Annotated in this window: 22 protein-coding genes; 1 reads left to right on the top strand and 21 read right to left on the bottom strand. The window is 69.7% G+C overall.

Annotated features, from left to right (window positions below):
- Window positions 1-21: 21 nt before the first annotated feature.
- The 19 genes from PV646_RS28860 to PV646_RS28770 all read right to left on the bottom strand — a co-directional run bounded on the left by PV646_RS28860 (window position 22) and on the right by PV646_RS28770 (window position 15,201).
- Window positions 22-948, bottom strand: a complete 927-nt coding sequence (locus tag PV646_RS28860) for a phage tail family protein (protein ID WP_500345428.1) — start codon at window positions 946-948, stop codon at window positions 22-24.
- A gap of 9 nt (window positions 949-957) precedes the next feature.
- Entirely contained in the window at window positions 958-4,770 is a 3,813-nt protein-coding gene (locus tag PV646_RS28855; protein WP_500345427.1) for a phage tail protein, read from the bottom strand.
- A gap of 19 nt (window positions 4,771-4,789) precedes the next feature.
- A complete protein-coding gene (locus tag PV646_RS28850; RefSeq protein WP_500345426.1) occupies window positions 4,790-5,071 on the bottom strand; it encodes a hypothetical protein in 282 nt (93 codons plus the stop codon).
- Between the two features lie 53 nt (window positions 5,072-5,124).
- Entirely contained in the window at window positions 5,125-5,475 is a 351-nt protein-coding gene (locus PV646_RS28845) for a hypothetical protein (protein WP_500345425.1), read from the bottom strand.
- Window positions 5,476-5,576: 101 nt separating this feature from the next.
- Window positions 5,577-6,149, bottom strand: a complete 573-nt coding sequence (locus PV646_RS28840; protein ID WP_500345424.1) for a phage tail tube protein — start codon at window positions 6,147-6,149, stop codon at window positions 5,577-5,579.
- A gap of 82 nt (window positions 6,150-6,231) precedes the next feature.
- Complete coding sequence (locus tag PV646_RS28835) at window positions 6,232-6,645, bottom strand: hypothetical protein (protein WP_500345423.1); 414 nt, start codon at window positions 6,643-6,645, stop codon at window positions 6,232-6,234.
- Complete coding sequence (locus PV646_RS28830) at window positions 6,642-6,980, bottom strand: hypothetical protein (protein ID WP_500345422.1); 339 nt, start codon at window positions 6,978-6,980, stop codon at window positions 6,642-6,644. The genes PV646_RS28835 and PV646_RS28830 overlap by 4 nt, the downstream gene beginning before the upstream one ends.
- A gap of 8 nt (window positions 6,981-6,988) precedes the next feature.
- Window positions 6,989-7,264, bottom strand: a complete 276-nt coding sequence (locus tag PV646_RS28825) for a hypothetical protein (protein ID WP_500345421.1) — start codon at window positions 7,262-7,264, stop codon at window positions 6,989-6,991.
- Window positions 7,264-7,611, bottom strand: coding sequence for a hypothetical protein (locus PV646_RS28820; protein ID WP_500345420.1), 348 nt, complete (start codon window positions 7,609-7,611; stop codon window positions 7,264-7,266). Before PV646_RS28820 ends, PV646_RS28825 begins: the two co-directional genes overlap by 1 nt.
- The gene (locus tag PV646_RS28815) at window positions 7,608-8,156 is read right to left on the bottom strand and encodes a mobile element protein (protein ID WP_500345419.1); all 549 of its coding nucleotides are present in this window, start codon (window positions 8,154-8,156) and stop codon (window positions 7,608-7,610) included. Before PV646_RS28815 ends, PV646_RS28820 begins: the two co-directional genes overlap by 4 nt.
- A 5-nt stretch (window positions 8,157-8,161) precedes the next feature.
- Window positions 8,162-8,542 (bottom strand): hypothetical protein, encoded by a 381-nt coding sequence (locus PV646_RS28810; RefSeq protein ID WP_500345418.1) that lies wholly within the window; start codon window positions 8,540-8,542, stop codon window positions 8,162-8,164.
- Window positions 8,539-9,825, bottom strand: a complete 1,287-nt coding sequence (locus PV646_RS28805; RefSeq protein WP_500345417.1) for a phage major capsid protein — start codon at window positions 9,823-9,825, stop codon at window positions 8,539-8,541. The genes PV646_RS28810 and PV646_RS28805 overlap by 4 nt, the downstream gene beginning before the upstream one ends.
- A gap of 10 nt (window positions 9,826-9,835) precedes the next feature.
- Window positions 9,836-10,630: an HK97 family phage prohead protease gene (locus PV646_RS28800; RefSeq protein WP_500345416.1), complete on the bottom strand. Its 795-nt coding sequence runs from the start codon at window positions 10,628-10,630 to the stop codon at window positions 9,836-9,838.
- 13 nt (window positions 10,631-10,643) lie between these two features.
- Window positions 10,644-11,873 carry a phage portal protein gene (locus PV646_RS28795; protein ID WP_500345415.1) on the bottom strand — a complete coding sequence of 410 codons (1,230 nt, stop codon included), beginning with the start codon at window positions 11,871-11,873 and terminating at the stop codon, window positions 10,644-10,646.
- A gap of 10 nt (window positions 11,874-11,883) precedes the next feature.
- Entirely contained in the window at window positions 11,884-12,105 is a 222-nt protein-coding gene (locus tag PV646_RS28790; RefSeq protein WP_500345414.1) for a hypothetical protein, read from the bottom strand.
- Window positions 12,106-12,121: 16 nt separating this feature from the next.
- The gene (locus PV646_RS28785) at window positions 12,122-13,879 is read right to left on the bottom strand and encodes a terminase large subunit (protein ID WP_500345413.1); all 1,758 of its coding nucleotides are present in this window, start codon (window positions 13,877-13,879) and stop codon (window positions 12,122-12,124) included.
- Entirely contained in the window at window positions 13,839-14,333 is a 495-nt protein-coding gene (locus PV646_RS28780; RefSeq protein ID WP_500345412.1) for a phage terminase small subunit P27 family, read from the bottom strand. The genes PV646_RS28785 and PV646_RS28780 overlap by 41 nt, the downstream gene beginning before the upstream one ends.
- 137 nt (window positions 14,334-14,470) lie before the next feature.
- A complete protein-coding gene (locus PV646_RS28775; RefSeq protein WP_500345411.1) occupies window positions 14,471-14,848 on the bottom strand; it encodes an HNH endonuclease in 378 nt (125 codons plus the stop codon).
- A 2-nt stretch (window positions 14,849-14,850) separates the two neighbouring features.
- On the bottom strand, window positions 14,851-15,201 hold the full coding sequence (locus PV646_RS28770) for a hypothetical protein (RefSeq protein WP_500345410.1): 351 nt from the start codon (window positions 15,199-15,201) through the stop codon (window positions 14,851-14,853).
- Between the two features lie 49 nt (window positions 15,202-15,250).
- Between PV646_RS28770 and PV646_RS28765 the strand changes: the two genes are divergently transcribed.
- On the top strand, window positions 15,251-15,481 hold the full coding sequence (locus tag PV646_RS28765) for a hypothetical protein (RefSeq protein WP_500345409.1): 231 nt from the start codon (window positions 15,251-15,253) through the stop codon (window positions 15,479-15,481).
- Here the strand turns inward: PV646_RS28765 and PV646_RS28760 are convergent, their stop codons facing one another.
- Window positions 15,482-16,606 carry a hypothetical protein gene (locus PV646_RS28760; protein ID WP_500345408.1) on the bottom strand — a complete coding sequence of 375 codons (1,125 nt, stop codon included), beginning with the start codon at window positions 16,604-16,606 and terminating at the stop codon, window positions 15,482-15,484.
- Between the two features lie 14 nt (window positions 16,607-16,620).
- Window positions 16,621-17,472, bottom strand: coding sequence for a DUF4082 domain-containing protein (locus PV646_RS28755; RefSeq protein ID WP_500345407.1), 852 nt, complete (start codon window positions 17,470-17,472; stop codon window positions 16,621-16,623).
- Between the last annotated feature and the right edge of the window lie 48 nt (window positions 17,473-17,520).

Below are 17,520 nucleotides of genomic sequence, written 5' to 3'. Positions count from 1 at the left end.
CCTCCAGACGGCTGTGAGAGCTCACCACTGGGCGGCCCTGAGGTAGATGCGTGCACGGGCGCTGGCGGCGCCGCTGGTGGCCCGGAACGCCCACGTGGAGCTGGACTGCCCAGCGACGGCCGGCCAGTCGCCGACCAGTGCGAGCAGGCCGCCACGGTCCACACCGGACGGCCCGCCCAGCAGCACCGAGCGGGCCGGGTGGACGGCTCCGGAGTACTGGGATGGGTGTTCGGATGTGTTGATCCACACGCTCTGTCCGGCGGGGACCGTGCCGGTGTAGCGCAGCACGTCGCCGGTGACGACGTCGGCCAGCTCTGGATTGACCAGGTCGGCCGTGCCCGCGTCGAACTGCACCAGCGGCGAGCTCGGGGCGCGGCCGGTGTTCTCGACCGTGACCAGCCCGGTCGGTCCGACGCCGCCTGCGTCGAGGCCTCCGGCGGTCGTGGCGTCGAGTCCTCCGGCGGTGGTGGCGTCCAGGCCGCCGGTCGGCTGGGCTGGCAGCTCCGCCACCCCGGAGATCCAGGGCCCGTACTTGCGTGGATCGGGGGCCGCGACCTGGATGGCGAACCGCAGCGAGTAGCCGCCGCGGCTGATGATCGGGTCGATGGTGGCGTCGAGTTCCACGTCGGCGGTGAGATCGCCGATCTCCTCGGTGCACAGCAGCGGATATAGGAGGCCGGGTTCGGAGCACAGTGCGGCCAGCCGGTGCTCGGCGCGCCGGCGCGCTTCCCACGTCTCCGCGACCGCGAAGCACGTGAGCTCCACGATCCGCTCGCCGCGGTAGACCGGGCCGCGGTAGGAGCCGTGCCCGCCCGGCCGGGGCGTCCGGATGGTCTTGGGCGCGGTGGTCCCGGACCAGCCGATCTCGGACTCGACGCCCCACTCAACGCCGTCGTCGTCGATACCGGCGTTGAACCTCAGGCCGTCCAACTCCCACTGAACGTCCATCCCACCCCCTTACCTGCGGCGGCGTGCGAGCTCGAGCTGGCGGCGGGTGGCCATGCCGATGGACTCTTCGGACTGCTCAGGCCGGGGATAGACGTTGATCGTCGCCCCGTCCCGTCCGGCACCGGACTCTGTGGCCCGGCCCAGCTGCTTCCACTGCTCGCTGGTCAGCACGGGTTCCGGGACGCCGGTGCCGTTGTAGACGAGCTGCATGCCGGGCTGCAGGTAGCCGCCCTGGTCGAACGCCCAGTGCACGTGGTCGAAGTGGTCGGCCTGAGTCGGGCCGTCGTAGGTGAACGGCGCGCCGTTGAGCAGGTTCACACCCGGCGTGTAGATCAGCTGCGTCGAGTTGGGGTAGACCGACGCGATCCACGAGTTGATCGCGCCCATCGGGCCGCCGAGGTCGACCGCGCGGCCCTTGCCGTGGTAGCCGGGATCGCCGGGCCGGAACGCGGAGTTCAGTGTGGCGCCAGCGAACTGGGCGCTGATGATCTGCCACATCTGCTGCCAGCCCATCGGCGTTCCGCCTGCCGCGCCAGCGGCGGAGGCGGCGGCGTCGCTGGAGAAACCGAAGAACCCCTTGATCTTCGCCCACAGCCAGTCAGCGCCACTGGAGATCAGCTGCGCCGGGACCCTGGCCAGCAGGTCAGCCCAGCCAGAGCTTCCGATCTTGCTCTTGATCACGCCGATGGGGTTGCGCCACAGGTCGACGATGTCCTGGCCCAGACCGGAGGTCCAGTTGAGCAGGTTGCCGACGATGCCGCCGTCGGCGAAGCGCTGCACGATCCCGCCCGCGGCGAAGCCCACCGGTCCACCGGTGCCCATGCCGCCGTCCGAGCGGCCCCCGGAGAAGAACCGGTTGGCCCAGCCGATGAAGCCCGGTCCGAGTCCGCGCACCGCTTCGGGCACCAGCCAGCCCTCGCCGGGTGAGGCGAGCACCGGGATGGAGTCGACGCCGGGCGCGTAGCCGGGCAGCACGCCACCGTGGGCGAAGTTGATGCGGCTGGCGGCGGGCAGCGGGGCGAGGTCGACGAACGACGCGACCTTGTCCCACACGGGCTTGATGCCGCCGTTGTAGACGACGTCGATGATGAAGTTGACCGGTGTCGCCACGATCGACTTGATCCGGTTCCACACCTCGCCGATGAAGCTCACAGCCTTGTCGAACGCCTCACCGACCATCCGCACGCCGGACTTGATCGCCTCGAACACCGGGCTGATCACGGAGTTCCACACCCACGAGATCGCGGTGCCGAGCGCATCCCACGCGGGCTTGATCAGGCTGTTCCACACCCAGGCGAACGCGGCACCGACGGCGTTCACCGCGGTGCTGATGGCGTCGAACACCGGGATCGCGACGTTGTGCCACAGCCACATCAGCAGGTCGCCCCAGGCCTGCACGTAGGCGATCACGAAGCCGATCACCGGGCTGATCACGCTGTCCCACAGCCACGTGAACAGCGCGCCGATCGCCGAGAACGCGGGCGACAGGATCTCGGTCCACAGCCACGTGAAGATGTCCGCCCACATCCGCACGTGGGCGACGATGAAGCCCACGACCGGCTCGATGACGCTGCTCCACAGCCACGTCGCGGCTGCGCCGATCGCCGAGAACACGGGCTTGAGCACGGTGTCCCACAGCCACAGTCCGACTGCGGCGAACAGCTTGAACGCCAGCACCGCCGGAGTGACGAACAGCGTGATCAGCACGGCCGCGAGCACGCGCACGCCGACGGAGATCGCGTCGAAAACGGGCTTCAGCACGGTGTCCCACAGCCACGTCGCGGCAGCCGCGATGCCTTCCCACGCGGGGACGAACACCGACTGCCACAGCCACACGGCGGCGTCGCCGACCCACTTCGCCGCGGCGACGATCGCGTCGAACGCGGGCTTGATGCCGTTGGTCCACGCCCACAGGGCGGCGGTCGTGATCGCGCCCCACACCACGGCCCACAGGTCCTGGAACCAGGTGGTCTGCGTGGCGATCCACACGACCGCTGCGACGAGCGCGGCGATACCGGCGATGATCAGGCCGATCGGGTTGGCAGTCATCGCCGCGGACAGCGCCCACTGCGCGGCTGCCCAGGCCCGCGTGAACTGCACGATCGTCACGATGATGTTGAAGCCGATCAGTGCGGCCTTCCAGGCGACGAACCCGACGACCAAGGCGGGCAGCGCCGGAGCGAGCCAGGTGATCAGCGACACCAGCGGGGGCAGCACCATCACTGCCATCGACGTCAGCAGCGGCAGCAGCGGCGCCACGGCGGCCACCACCGAACTGAACGCGGACGCGACACCGCGCAAGTGCGGCGCGACCTCGACGACTGCGGCGAACACTGCGCCGGCCACCGCCTGCAGGCCAGGCAGCAACGCCTGCACAACGCCGTGCACGGCCCCGAAAAACGCGGCGAGCGCCTGCACGCCATCAGCGGACTGGACCAGAGCCAGGAGGCTGCCGGTGATCTGGACGAGAGTGTCCAGCACGCCGCCGCCCTGCTGGTTCGACGTGGCGAGCACGGTGTTGATCAGCCCGAAGACGTTGCCGAACAAGGTCCCGAACTGCGACAGCACGTCCAGGCCGCTGCGGATCCAGCCCTCGAGCTGGCCGGTGGCGCGCGCGTCCGCGATGAACGCCGCCATCCCGGCGGTCGCGCCACCGAAGCCGGAGGTAACGTCGGCGAGCACGCTGGTGCCGACGGCACCGAAGTCCCGCACGATCTGGATCAGCGGCACGAATCCGGTCGTCAGGTTCCCGACGGTGCCGCGGGTGTCGTTGAGGATCGAGTGCACGTCGGCGACGGTCTGCCCGGTCGTGGCGAACCCGGCGGCCTGATCGCGTGCGGTACCGAACTGGGCGGCGATGGCCGGAAGGTCGCGGCGCAGCAGCGGCAGGTATACCGACGCGAGCGCCTTGACGTCGTCGGCGCTGCCCGCGAACAGGCCTTGCTGCACGATGCTGCGCAGCCCGAGCAGCTCAGGGCGTAGTGCCCGTACCTCGGTCAGCGTTTCCCGTGCCGCAGGGGCGAGATCCGCGATTGATTCGGCGAACTTCTCGGCGTCACCCCAGTTCTTGAGCGCGTCGGACACTCCCGACAGGCCCAGCTTGAGCACGCCTGCTGCGATGCCGCCCGCGAGGAACACGCCCGGCAGCAGCGCCCCGGCGCCCGCTGCCTGGGTCGTGGCGACCGCCAGGCCCGCCACGCCAGGCGCGGCTGAGCCGAGCGCGACCGCCGCAGTGGCGGCCTTGAGCGCAGAGACACCGAAGCGGGTCGCAGCGCGGGCGCCGTTGTCCAGCCGTGTGGTGTCCACGCGCTGCAGCGACGCGCCGAGCCGCACGATCGCGGACTCGCCGCGCTCGGTCGCCTCGGTGAGAACCTTCGTGCGCGCCGCGGCGTCGGCCTGGACCTGGTCGAGCCGCGCGGTGGTGCCGGTCGTGGTGCGCTGGGCGGCGGCCAGGGACCGCTGAGCGGTCGCCAGGCGTTCCTCGGCCGCCGCCTTCTGCGCGTCGGTCGCCTTGGCCTTGCCACGCACGGCTTCCAGCGCTGCCTCGGCGACTCGGACCTTGCCAGCAGCGTCGGCTTCGCGGTCGCGGGCCTTGACCAGCTCACCGGAGACCTTCTCCACCACGGCTTGGGCCTGCTTGAGCTGGCTGGCGACCGAGTCGGCCATGCCCTTGCCCGCGCCGGCCGAGGCCTTGTCGAACTCGGACGCGGCCGACTTGCCCGCCTTGCGCCCGGCACCGGCGGCGTCCTGCACGAGACGCGTGGCGAACCCGCGCATCGATGGGAGAACGTCGACCCACACCGCATCCGTGGTCGTGACCATGCCCGCCCCCGATGCGTTGTCAGGCCCCAGAGCTGAGGCTGTCCAGGTAGGCCACGACGTCCTCGACGGAGGCATCGCCGCGGGAACCGATGCGGTTGTCCGGCTTGCCGGGCCGCGGCAGCGGCTTGGGCGCGCGGGACTTGCCGCCGGCGACTTTCACGGTGGCGGCGGTGTTCTCGCCGATGCGATCGGCGGTGATCGCCAGCAGGTACTCGAGGTCTGTCCACGAGTGGCCCTTGATGTGGCGTTCGCGGGCGTTGTTCGGCGGCAACTGCTCGATGAGAACTCGCAGCTGCCGCAACGAGATTTCGCCGCGCCAGTACTCGGCGACCGGGTCGCCGCCGTACTCGGCGATCAGCGCCGCTTCGGTCGCTTCCTCGGCGCCGGCGAGGAGGTCGACCGCCGAGTAGGGCGGCCCGTGCGCGGATCGGTGTCGACGAAGTCGGCCTGTGCGCTGCGCATCAGCAGCGCGATGTAGGAGGCGCGTCCGCCGAGCTCACGGAACTTGTCGTACTGCTCTCCCAGGACGTACTCGGCCATGACCACATCGGAGGTGATCTCGGCCAGTTCGTCTTTCCACTCGTCGTCGGCCAGCACCGGGTTGGGCATCGTGAACTTCTCGCCGCCGAAGGTGAAGACAAGGTCGTCTCCGCCGGTGGCGTCGCGGTGCTGGGCGACAAGGGCATCGAGGTCGTACTCGGACACGGTGGTGCTCCTGGTTCTGGCGGGCATGGCGGGCCACGAGAAGGGGGCCGGACACGGGAGGCCCGCCAGGCCCCGCGCCGACCCCCGCTTTCGGGAGGTGATCAGGCCGGAAGGGTCCAGCCCTCCTTGAACATCCGTCGCACGCTGACGCCGTCGGGGCCCTGGTAGCAGGTGATCGTCACCTCGTAGCCGATCAGCGTGTCGGACTTGTAGGTGATGTCGCCGCGCTCGGTGACCTCCGCGTACGGGGCGAGCATGCGGCGCGCGTAGACGCCGTCGATGACGTCGATGCCGAACGAGCGGACATCCCTGCTGGGCTTGCCCTTCTCGTCGAAGATGAGCACCTGGTCGGCGCCCACACCGCTGGTGGTGACGTCGTCCTCGTCGACCTTGTAGTAGAGGCTGATCGTGTTCCAGTTCGACTCCCACAGAGTCGCCTGGAACGTCACCACGCTCTTGGTGATCTCGGTGCGGATCGGCGAAGTGGACTGCCACGGCACGAACTCCTGCCGGTCCTCGTCGCGGCCCTCGACCAGGCCGTCGTCGGAGATGTAGCCCAGGTCGACGTAACCGGTCGGCCAGGCCTCCATCGCTACGGGCAGGGTCGTGCCGATCGGAGCGACACGCAGCGCTCCGGTCACACCCAGACGTGCCAGTTCGGCGGTGAGCGCCATCGGTTTCTCCTCGCAGCACAACAAGGCCCGCACACGAGGTGTGGGGCCGGAATGGGACAGAAGGGCTGGCGGGCCGAAGGGGTCAGGTGGTCCGGACGGGCCGGGTCGTCAGCGACCAGACGGCGCCGTAGCGGCGCACGTACTGGTTGAAGTCCGGGCGGCGCGTCGCGGGCGGGGCGATCACCTGCGAGACGTGCCCGAACTGGCCGAGCTGATTGCGCAGCTCGATGGCGGTGCTGGTGACCAGCACGGCGAGGTCGAGCGCGTCGACGCGGGACGCGGCGTAGAAGTCCACGTCGAGGTCTTGCTCGTAGCGCAGTGTCGGCCCGTTCCACGCGGGCGGTGCCGCTTGGGCGGGAAGGGCGTTGACCTGGACCACTTTGGGCACCGTGGCGTCGGTGAACAGGCCGTCGAGGTCGGTGACCACGGTGAGGTTGGGGTGCCGTTCGGCCAGCCACTGCACCAGCAGGGACTCGACGTCCGGCAGGACGGTCACGGCTGCGCGGGGCCGGTCGGCTTGGTGGGCTTCGGCATCGCGGCCTTGCTCGCCGCCGACTTCTCGACGACGGCCGTCGTGGTGGCCGCGGGCGTCACGCCTGCCGTCGCGTCTGCGGTGGCGGGTTCGATGGCCGCCGCGCTGGGCGTGGCCGTCGCAGCGGCGGGCTCGTCTGTGGCAGCAGGCTCGTCAGCTGCCGGGGTGTCCCCGGCCGCGTACCGGGCCCTGCCGGTGCGCACGAGTTCCGAGGCCTGCCGGCTGTCGACGATGTCGCGGGTGCCCTGCTTGGAGTGGTCGGTGTGGAACACCCACTCGATCGCCACGGTGTCTGACATGGGTCCTCCTAGGAGCGTGCCGCGCGTCCGAGGACGCGGCGGCGCAGGGTTGTTTCGTTGCCGTACTCGCCTTCGGCGTCGGTGGACACCACGCGCGAGTAGGCGCGGCCTTGGGGGCGGGTACCGGCCTCGACGTGGATGTCCGCGTCGACGTCCTCGGCGTTGTTGATCTGGTTGGCGCGTGCGGCGATCCGCGCGGCCCGGCCAGCGAGAGCGGCACGGACCTGCGGCATCTGCTGGATCTCGCGCCACTTTCGCTGCGAGAGCCGGAATCGGGGCGCCATCAGCCCGTCACTCGCTGCACGTCGAACTCGACGTGGTGCACCGCGCCCGGCTTGATCGGGTGTGGCCAGCGCCCGATCTCGCCGATCACCTCGCAGACCGCACCGTTTTCCAGCTTCACCCGGTCACTTCCCTTGATGTCGAGGTCGACACCGGCACGGGAACGGATGCGCCAGCCGACGACGTTCTGGTCGCGGGCATCGGTGGTGGACTCGCTGGTCTTGTTCGGCTGCACGGAGACCTCCTCGATGAGGAGCTCGGCCGCATTGGGCCAGTCCGGAACCTTCGTGCCCAGGCGTGATGCGACCAGCGGCGCGCGCAGCCGCGTGAACTCCTGGTCGAACATCACGACTGGTCACCCCTGTTGAGCTGGTGGCGCGCGACGACGTCGAGCCAGTCCTGAGTCACGCCGCCGCCTTCGAAGAAGGCGACAGACTCGCCGCCCACGGTCATCGACCGCAGGCCGGCCGTGACGTTGAGTCCGGTCTCCGCGCGGTCCAGGACCGCGTCCTGGATGTCGCGTGGCAGCACCTCCCACGCGTAGCCGTGCGTGCACACGACTTCGACCGCCCGCAGCTTGTACGGCCAGCCCGCAGCGCGCTCGAGGATGCCGTCCGCCGACCACTCGTAGTCGGTGACCGCGCTGCCGTTGACCTTGACCGATGTGACCGTGGTGACCGGGGCGACGGGCAGCAGCAGCGTGCTGGTGCCCGTCCCGTCGAGAACGATCACGTCGTTCTCGACCAGCCGCACCGGGTGGCGCAGGTCGCCGCGCATCTTGCGCGACGCGGACCGCAACCGCTCCAGCAACTCGGTGTTGTCGGCAGCGCGCCCGGTCCGCGTCGCGAGCTCCTGCGGGTCGGCCAGCAGCTCCGGGTCCGCGGGGGCAGGCATGCCGGCTACTTGTTGGTCGCCGTGCGGGACTTGTTGCTGGTGTTGCGGGCCTTCGCGCTGGTGATCAGCGCGTCGTCACCGCCCTCACCGGCCGGGCCCGGCTCGTCGGCCTCGGTGCCGCTCTCACTTTCGTCTGCGGCGGCGAGACCGGCGGCCTCGGTGTTGTCCGCGTCGGAGTCGGGGATGAGCCCGAGCCGCTTGGCGTCGTGCTCGTTGAGCTGCATCGTGGTCTTGTTGCCTCGCACGTCGACCTCGTAGGTCTTCAGTTCGCCGCCGTCCACGGCCGCCTCCATCCATCCGTCGTCCACTGGTGGGGTGTTGCTGGGCGTGCCGCACGCGGCATCGGCGGTGCCGCAGATACGGCACCGCCGATCCGCGGTGATCACGGCGCCGGGTTGAGATCGATCTTGACGAAGGCGGACGGCTGCAGGATGCCGAACGCGGCCCGCATCTCGGCGAGGATCGCGATCAGGTTGCGCACGAAGTAGTTCTCGTGGCTGTCGGTCGCGACCACAGAGGACTCTTCGCGGTCCCACAGCACCGCCAGGCTGAAGTCGCCGCACCAGCCCACGCCCTGTGGAGTGGCCTCCGACTCGACCACCGGCAGACGCCACAGCGGGGCGTTGTCCGACCCGCCGGTCGGGCCGCCCAGGTAGTAGCGGCCCTCCTCGTCCTGCTCCAGGTCCGCAGCTTCCATGTCCAGCGGGTTGAGCAGGTACGCAGACGGACGGCGCCGGCCGATGAGCCGGACCTTGGTCTTGGCCTTGCGCAGGGTGCGGAACAGGTTGGTGTCCCACGCCTGCAGCTGCACGCCGGAGGTGTTGGCCAGGCCGACGAAGTTCTCGCCGGTGCCGTCACCGGCGATCATCTGCGTGTCGAGTGCCTCCTCCAGGTTCACCAGGAGGAACGCGTCGATCATCATGCGGATCTGCCGGGCGTCCGACAGCGCGCGCTTGGTGATCGGCAGCCAGTTGGCGATCGTCTTGACGACCGCGGTGACCTTCTCGGTGGTGAAGCCCGACTCGGGCTTCGTGCCGGAGGTACCGGTGGCGGCCGTCGCCTCGGCCACGGGCGCCGCGTTGTTGGTAAAGCCGGTGATGCGCGCGTAGTCGACGGTGTCGGACTGGGTGGTCAGCCCGGTGACCAGGCTGCGCATCGTCAGCGGCCGGCGCAGCGCCTCGAACCCAACCAGCAGACCGCGCCAGTCGTTCTGCACCAGCGCGCCGGCACTGGTGTCCGAGGTGCCGGTGATCAGGGCCTTGTAGCCAACCGGCGACGAGGCGACGCGCTGCTTCTCGCCGAACTTTCCGCCGGGCGCCTGCTGGATCAGCGCCTTGTACTCGGGCGACTCGACGAACAGCTTGCCGACAGAGTCCGACTTGGACGGCGTCCACAGCCCGCTGGCCGTGCGGTTCTTCTCGCCGCCGTTGGGGTCGAATCCGACGTCCTCGCCGAGGTCGCGGACGGCCTGGCGCATGGCCTCCATATCGCCGCGCTTCTTGAGCTCGGCGTGGATCTCCTTCACTCGGTCGATTGCGGCCTTGACGTCGGCCTGCTCGATGTCGGTGAAGTCCCGGTCGTTGTCCGCCTCTGCGGTTGCCGCGATGTCGCGCGCGGACTTGAGCTTGGCCTTGAGCTCGTCCTGGAGCTCGGCCACGGTTGCAGGCACTGCTGCCTCCCTAGGTCGTGAGCGGAAGGACCTCGGCCTCGGTCAGGTCGAGTTCCGTGCGCAGACGGCGTGAGGCGGTTCCGGACTTGGCCTGCGGCACCTCGGTGGCCCCTTCGGGCGGCGTCGGTGTGGCAGGCGGGGTCGGCGTGGCCGTGTCGTCGTGCTGTGCCAGCGATGCCTTCACTTCCGCAAGGTCGCTGGCCAGGGTGAGCAGCAGGCCGTTGATGTCCGGCTGCTCGTCCGCAGGGCGTGGCCCGGCGGAAGTCTTGGTGTCAGGCCGTTCGGCGCTCTTGATCTCCAGCAGGTCCGTCTGCTGGTTGACGCCGATCAGGCAGGGCCCGACCTCGTAGAGCTTGAGCTTGCGCAGCTCGTAGAAGGAGCGGTTGACGCCGTCTTCCTTCAGGTCGACCCAGGCGCCCTCTTCGACGTCGAACGCGAAGCTGAACTGCTTGACCCTGCGGCCCTTGAGCAGCCGGTACACCCGCGAAGTGCGCGACTTCGGGTCAGCGAGGTCGTCGACGTCGAGCTGGGCCTTGACCCACAGGCCTTCCTCGCGCTCCTCGAACTCGAGTACGACGCCGATGTGCGACTCGGGATCGCTGGACTGGTGTGCCCACAGCACTGGCAGCGGGTCGCCGCTGGCCTTCCAGGCGGCGATGGTGTCCGCGAACGCGCCCGGCACGATCCTGTCGCCGTAGCTGTCCAGGTCGTAGGTCGCGACGATCGCCTCGAACACGCCGTCCGGGGTGCCGTCCTGGGTACCCGCGGCCTTGATCTGCACAGCCGCGGTCTTGATGTTGGGCATGGGTCTCCCTCGGTCAGCCCGTGGTGTCCGGAGCGGTGTCACGAGGCGACGCCAGGCCGCCCTCGACGACGTTGAGCGGCACGATCAGCTCGTCGCCGCCGTCGATGCGCGGCAGGTTCATCCGCGCGCGCTGTTCGTTGCGGGTCATCCACGGCCCGCCGGTCGCCGTGGACGCGGCCGCGGCCTGCTCTTCGAAGCTGCCGCGCAACTTCTCGCCGAAGTTGAACTCGCCGTACATGTCGGCGGCGTCAGGGAAGTCGGGGACCAGCTGCTCCTGGATGTCCTGCTGGATCTGCTGCAGCCACGGCCCGAGCGTGTCCTGGTAAAGGTTCTTGTGCTGCTCGGTGATGTTGCTGTAGGTCGCGTGGTCCAGGACGCCGACGAACACCGGCGACACGTGGTAGCCCGCGGCGGCTTCCTCGCGGGTGAGCTTGCGCGACTCGACGTACTGCGCGGCCTTCGGGTCCAGGCCGATCGCCTTGTACGTCATGCCGTCTTCGAGCAGCGGCGTCCCACCCGCTTCCGCGCCGCCGCCGGAGTAGGCGCTGCGCCAGTCACGCTTGAACCTGTTGCGCGCGGTCTTCCCCCAGTCCGGCGCGTCCTTCGGGCGTTCGATGACACCGGACAGGCGGGCGCCGTTGCGCCACATCTGCCGGCGGCTGCGGATCGCCTCGTACTCCTCCAGCAGCAGATCCTTCAACGCGTTGAGAGGCGAGTTGCCGACGCGCGGGTCGTCGGGGTCGTAGCCGTGGAAGTGCACGATGTTCTCGACTCCGACGTCCTTCCAGACGCCGTCCGTCCACAACTGCCACTTCTCAGGCGCCAGCCACGTGCCGCCCTTGGGCCTCATGCGCGGCGCCGGGATCGGCACCAGCGCGTTGACGAGGCCATTGCCGTCGCGCAGCTTGATCCAGAACGCGTTGTCGTAGATGCCGAGCTCATGCATCAAGTTGTTGAACAGCCGGTACGGCGTCAGCTTGAGCACCGGATTCGGCCGTGCCATCAGCTTCACCAGCGGGTGATCGGTGACCCGGACGCGGTCTGTGTCCGACACCCTGTCGAACCAGTGCAGTCCGAGCTGGGCGATGTTGCGCGCCAGGAACGACACCACCGTGCGCACCGACCGCTGGCTCTTCCAGATCGTCGCGTGGTCGGCGTACACGTCGTCGTTGAGCGCCAGCTGCGCGCCGAACGCAGGCACGATCGGCGTGTGCAGCGACGACATGTTCCCTGAGCTGATCACGAACGCCACGTCAGGCCGCCACTACCTGCACGACCTGGATGAACTCGACACGTGACCGCTCGACGACGACCTCGCCGTCGACCTCCTGCGGCTGCGTGCCAGGTTCGTGGACCACGACGTTGCGCAGCACCAGCAGCGGCCCGCGCCGCGCCCACAACACCCCAGCGAACGCCCGCTCGGCGGTGTTGACCACCACCTGCTGCCGCACCAGCCCACGCCACGACCCGAACACCAGCGCCTCCAGGGGTTCAGACGACCTCGAGGTCGTGGTCTTCGTAGGCCGACTTACGCGGCGGCGTGCGGGTCATCGCCTCGGACATCGCCGTCACCAGCGCCGAACAAGCGTCGATCTTCTCGGCCGAGGAGGCCTTGTCCGGCTTGACGTTGCCACTCGCGTCCGTCGTGACGGCGAGGTTGTCGACCATCCACCGCACCGGGTCACTGCCGCCGTGCCGCAGCAGCGGCCTGTCCTCGGTGCCGGCCAGGATCAGCCGCTGCACTTCCTTCGTCGGTGCGGACAACGTCACGTAGCCCTGCCGCACGGTCACCATCGGCGCACCGTCGTTGGTCAGGTCGTTGGTGAGCTGGGTGGCGTTCCACGGGTCGTAGCCGATCGACTGCACCCGGAAGAGCTTGCGGTCCTTCTCGATCTGGACCTTGACGAAGTCGTAGTCCGCGACGTTGCCCGGCATCAGTACAAGGCGGCCCTCGCGCACCCACACCGAGGCCTCGCCCGCGGTGCGCCGGTCCAGCGCCTCCAGGTTCGCCTCAGGTGTCCACAGCCGCCACAACGCGTCGAAACCGCCGCGGTCGTCCGGGAACAGCCAGCACAACGCCAGCAAGTCGCTCGTGGACGCGAGGTCCAGGCCTCCGTACGCGTCACGGCGGCGGAGCTTGCGCTCGTCGACGATCGAGGCGTTGCGGTCCCACGCCGCCAGGTCCCAGAACCGGGTCTGCTGCTTGGTCCGGATCCCCAGGTGCAGCCGCAGGTACGACGCCAGATCGGCCGGTGACTGCTTCGCCTTCGCGCTCTTCGTGCGCAGGTACGAGCGGGTCGGGCTGACCCCGTAGCCGGGGTTCGCCTTGCGCCACGTCGCCTCGACGTGCGGGTCGTCGGACTCCTCCGCAGCCCACACCACGCCGTACACCGACGGGTCGTGCAACACCCGCCGCGACAACTGCTCGACGTAGTGCCGCTTGCGCGCGTAGATCGTGCCGCGCTTACCGGAGTCCGCGGTGGTGATGCACACGATCAGCGGCTGCCGGCGCGAACCGGTGCCCGTCTCGATCGTCTCCACCAGGTCCGGTGTCTTGTGCACGTGCAGCTCGTCGATGATGCCGCCGTGCAGGTTCGCGCCGTGCTGGCCGTCCGCCGCCGACGCGATCACGCCCACATACGACGCACTCGCCTTGTGGATGATCTTCTTCGCGACCGTCCGCACGTACGGCTTCAGGCCCGGCGACCGCTCGGCGAGCTGCTTGATCGGGTTGAACACGAACCCGGCCTGCGCCTCGCTGGTCGCCGCGGTGACGACCTGCGCGCCCGGCTCGCCGTCCGCGCACGCGAGATAGAGCGCGATCCCGCCGCACAACGTGGACTTGCCGTTCTTGCGCGGCACGTCCACGTACAACTCGCGGACGATCCGGACGTAGGAGTCGCTGTCCTCGTCCCAGGTCTTCCACCCGAACACCGGGGCGATCACGTACGCGATCTGCCATGGGTCCGGCACCAGCGGCTTGCCTGCCCACTGGCCCTGCGTGTGCCGCAGCCGCTTGAAGGCCTCCAGCACCCGGTCGACCGCGTCAACGTCGAACAGCGCGCCCGGCTCGTCACCCGGATTCGGGGTTTGGATCAGCGGCGGGCAGTCCGGCAGTGCGATGCCGCGCGACAGCAGGTACCAGGCGACTTCAGGCGAGAGCTTGAGGCGTTCGAGCTCGGCCGCGTCCGGAAGTTCGAACTCCGGCTTACGAGCCTTGCGCGAAGGGGTTTTCGTCCTCGTCGCCATCGTCATCGGCACCCTTCGCCAGGGCCGCCTCCGACGACGGGGTCAAACCGAACTCCCTCGCGAACATCCGCAACTCACGCCCCGCCGCCGCGGCGATCCCCACCGATGGGTTCTGCGTCGTCCACTCAGACTGCGTGCCGTCCTTGCGGGTCGAGTGGTTGACCACCGTCAGCCCGTTCAAGGCGACATCGCGCGAAGCCTCGACGAACCGTGCCCACGTCTCGCAGTACGCCGCCAGCGCCGCCCGGTCCTCAGCCTTGAGGATGTCCAGCCGGACCAGGCCGGGCACAACGCGGTCCCACTCCGCGCGCGCCTCGTAGGAGAGCCACGACGGCGCGACCGGCGGTTCGCGGTGGAACGCCGGTCCGCGCTCGACCTTGCGCCCGCCGGAGTCGACGCCGTCGCCGCGCCCCTTGAGCAGCTTCAACGCCGCCGGTTCCGCCGTCCTGCCCACCGCGCGCACCCCCCGCCCACCGATTCTGAGATGTCGGCAAGAAGCCCACCGGCGCGCGGTCCGGGTGATCATTTCCCGGTGATCGCGACACCCCTACCCCATAGACGTTTGGGCGTCAACGATCTGGCGCAGGTTTTTCAGCGGGTCTGTGAGCGGCTGGCGGCCCTCATGCGGGCCCGCAGCGAGGCCTCTCGGCGGGTCTTGGCCTCATGGTGCGGGGCACACAAGGTCTGGGCGTTGGCGTGGTCGTAGCGGGCGCCTCCGAGCCAGAGGGGCGTGATGTGGTCGACCTGCTCGCCGGGTGTCTTGCTTCCCTGTGCCGCGCAGTGCCGGCAGTGGGGTTCGAGGCGGAGGTGTTCGTCTCGGAACGCCTTGGCCTTGCGGGTGTTGCCTGTGGGCCGGAAGCGGGAGCGCTGGGCCCAGGGCTTGGGCCTGTGCTCGGGGCAGCGGGCGCCGGCGTCGACGAGCTCGTGGCAGCCGTGCTGTGTGCAGCGGCTGGGTGGTGCGGTGGGCACCGTCAGCTGCCGGGCAGCGCCAGCGTTGTCGCCAGCTCGTGCGGCTGTCCTGTGTCAGGTGTCCACCGCTGGAACAGTGCTTCGAACGCGGCCGGCCAGCTGGCTGCCTCGATGCGGACGAAGCTGTTCATGGTGGTGCTGAGGATGTACTCGCGTCGCGGTGGCCAGTGGAGCGTGCCCGTGTACCAGGGGAAGCCGAGTTCCTCGTCCGCGTGCATCTCCAGGTCGGCCTGACTGAGGTCCTTGCTGGCCAGCAGGATCACGTGGTCTGGGGCGATCTGTGCGCCGCTCATGACCCACGACGGATGGATCGCTGCGGATCCCGCGTGCGGGCTGTACTGGAAGGACGTCATGGCGGGCGGCTCCGTGGTCGTGGGCTGTGCAGTGAGGGACCATCGACGCATGGACATCACGTGGCCCGACAACATCTTCCCCGCCTTGAGGAAGCAGGCTGGCGCTGTTGCGGCTTCAGCGATGCTCGACCTGCACCCGCGCATCGTGGAGGGCTTGCACGAACTCGCTGCCACGGATGAACGCGGGCGGCGCATGGTCGAGCTGTGCGAGACGTGGTCGACCGGTCCTGGCGCTCTCGTGCCTGCGGGCGAAGTGCTTGAGATCGTCGGTGAGCGCTGACTACGCGAGGGCTGCGGCAGCGACGACGATGCTGCCCGCGAGGGTGAGCAGCACGGTCGCTCGCACCTGGATGGTGACGCTCTCGGCCTTCTGGGTGCCGGCCTTGATGCCGACCCAGGCGACCTTGCCCAGCAGGGTGTCGGACAGGTAGACGGGCTTGACGTCGTAGACGGCGCTGGGCATGGGCGTCGTCCAGGTGATCGGGATGTCGCGGACCGCGTTGAGCGCGAGGACGCCGGTGAGGGCGGTCTGCTGGAATTCCTGGCGGACCTTGCGGGCCTCCAGCGCTGCGATGCGGCCTTCGAGGGCGGTGATCGTGGTGGCGACGTGGTCGGCCTTGGTTTGTGCGGCTGTGGCCGTTGTGAGGGCGTTCTGGGCGTTGGTTGCCGCGTTGGCCGCTGCGGCCTTGGCGTCGGCTGCGGTCTGGGCAGCCGTGGCGGCGGTGGTCAGGGCCTGGTCGGCTGCGCCGCGCGCCTGTTCGGCCAGTGTGCGGGCCTGGTCTGCGGCTGTGCGTGATGCGCTTGCCTGCTGGGTGGCGGTGTCGGTGGCGGCTCGTGCGACCGCTGCTTCACCGGCGGCGACGTCGACTAGGCGCGCTGCGGCTTCGGCTGCCTGCTGTGCGGCGTGGGCGGCGTTCGAGGCGATGCCCGCTTCTCGGGCCGCTGTAGTGGCCTGCGCGGTCGCCGAGCTGGCGGAGGCATCCGCTCGGACTGCGGCGTCGCGTGCGGCGGTCGTTGCGGCTTGAGCGGCGCGGGCGGTCTCGATGGCTGTGGTCGCGGCGTCCTGGGCCGCGTACGCCTCAGCCTGGGCGCTGGCCGCGGTGTCGACGGCCTGCTGGGTCTTGCTGTCCTGGCCGACGTCGCGTTGCTCGAGCGTGTCGATCTGGTCCTGCAGCTCCTGGTGCACGCGGTCGGCCGCGGCCTGGACGCCGCCGACGCTGCCCGCGATGTCCTTGAGGCGGGTGACCTCGGTGCGCAACTGCGCGGAGGTGGTGTCGAGCATCTGCCGCTGCTCGGCGATGGCCTCGGCGACGACGGCCTGGTCACCGAGAGAGGCCATGAGGGTGTCGACCTTGGCGGTGGTGTCCGGGTCCGCTTTGGCGGCGGCGACGAAGACGCGCTGCATGGTCGTCGCGCCTCTTAGCCGGAGGCCTTGGCGACGCTGACCATGGTGGCCGCTTCGCTGATGAGGCGGACGACGGTGTCGTTGACGCCGTAGACGTTGGCGCGGACGTAGTGCATGGCCGCAGGGATCTGGCGGCAGCGGGGGCCGCGGACGGTGGCGGGCGTGCCGTCGACGGTGAAGTAGACGCGGCCGGCGCCGTTGTCGTTGCTGATCTCGACCTGGTCGAGGTCGTCGCTGAAGGTCACGGTGGTCTCGATGCCTGCGGCGAGGGTGATCTCGTACTTGCCCAGGTCGCCTTCCGCGACGGTGTACTCGGCCACGCCGCCTCCTGTCGGGTCGGTGTCGGTGACGAGGAGGTCCACGCCGTAGTCGGAGGCGAAGCTGCTCGCGATGGACGGGTAGACGGTCGCCGCGCCGGCGGAGAAGCTGCCCTGTCCGCCCAGCGCGCTTGCGGCGTTGGGTGCGGTGAGCGGGCCCGAGCTGATGCCGTTCTCGCCGGCACCTCCTGCTTCCCAGAACACCGGCCGGTTCGGCCAGCGGTCGGGGAACCGCACGGTCGGCTTGTAGGACCCGTTCGCCAGCGGGATCGGCTCCGGGAACAAGGCGACTTGCCAGCCGGTGGCCGGGCCGGGGTCAGCGAAGCTGACCGGGCTGCCCTCGACGAGCGTGCCTGAACTCGGGCCGGTGGCGAGCCACAGGCGGCCGGTGATCGCGCCCGCGATCGAGGTGTCGACGCGGTAGTAGCGCAGGCCCAGCGCCCAGCACGGGGCGGTCACGTTGACCTGGTGGGCCAGGTTCAGCGGCTGACCGTCGGTCGCGGTGCCGGCCGGGCCGGGGGTGGCGCCGAAGACGCTGTAGTCGGTCACCGCGTACCTCCAGCAGCCGTGTGGTCGCGATGATGTGCCGTGGTTCCC

It is taken from the genome of Streptomyces sp. ID05-26A, from assembly GCF_033794685.1.
GTDB lineage: Bacteria > Actinomycetota > Actinomycetes > Mycobacteriales > Pseudonocardiaceae > Lentzea.
This window is presented reverse-complemented; position numbering and strand designations above follow the sequence as displayed.

Coding starts and splice junctions, on each gene's coding strand:
- PV646_RS28840 (WP_500345424.1), bottom strand. CDS start 6,149: ATGGCGCTCACCGCCGAACTGGCACGTCTGGGTGTGACCGGAGCGCTG.
- PV646_RS28765 (WP_500345409.1), top strand. CDS start 15,251: ATGGACATCACGTGGCCCGACAACATCTTCCCCGCCTTGAGGAAGCAG.
- PV646_RS28815 (WP_500345419.1), bottom strand. CDS start 8,156: ATGCCTGCCCCCGCGGACCCGGAGCTGCTGGCCGACCCGCAGGAGCTC.
- PV646_RS28785 (WP_500345413.1), bottom strand. CDS start 13,879: ATGGCGACGAGGACGAAAACCCCTTCGCGCAAGGCTCGTAAGCCGGAG.
- PV646_RS28800 (WP_500345416.1), bottom strand. CDS start 10,630: ATGCCCAACATCAAGACCGCGGCTGTGCAGATCAAGGCCGCGGGTACC.
- PV646_RS28760 (WP_500345408.1), bottom strand. CDS start 16,606: ATGCAGCGCGTCTTCGTCGCCGCCGCCAAAGCGGACCCGGACACCACC.
- PV646_RS28770 (WP_500345410.1), bottom strand. CDS start 15,201: ATGACGTCCTTCCAGTACAGCCCGCACGCGGGATCCGCAGCGATCCAT.
- PV646_RS28855 (WP_500345427.1), bottom strand. CDS start 4,770: ATGGTCACGACCACGGATGCGGTGTGGGTCGACGTTCTCCCATCGATG.
- PV646_RS28825 (WP_500345421.1), bottom strand. CDS start 7,264: ATGGCGCCCCGATTCCGGCTCTCGCAGCGAAAGTGGCGCGAGATCCAG.
- PV646_RS28830 (WP_500345422.1), bottom strand. CDS start 6,980: ATGTCAGACACCGTGGCGATCGAGTGGGTGTTCCACACCGACCACTCC.
- PV646_RS28860 (WP_500345428.1), bottom strand. CDS start 948: ATGGACGTTCAGTGGGAGTTGGACGGCCTGAGGTTCAACGCCGGTATC.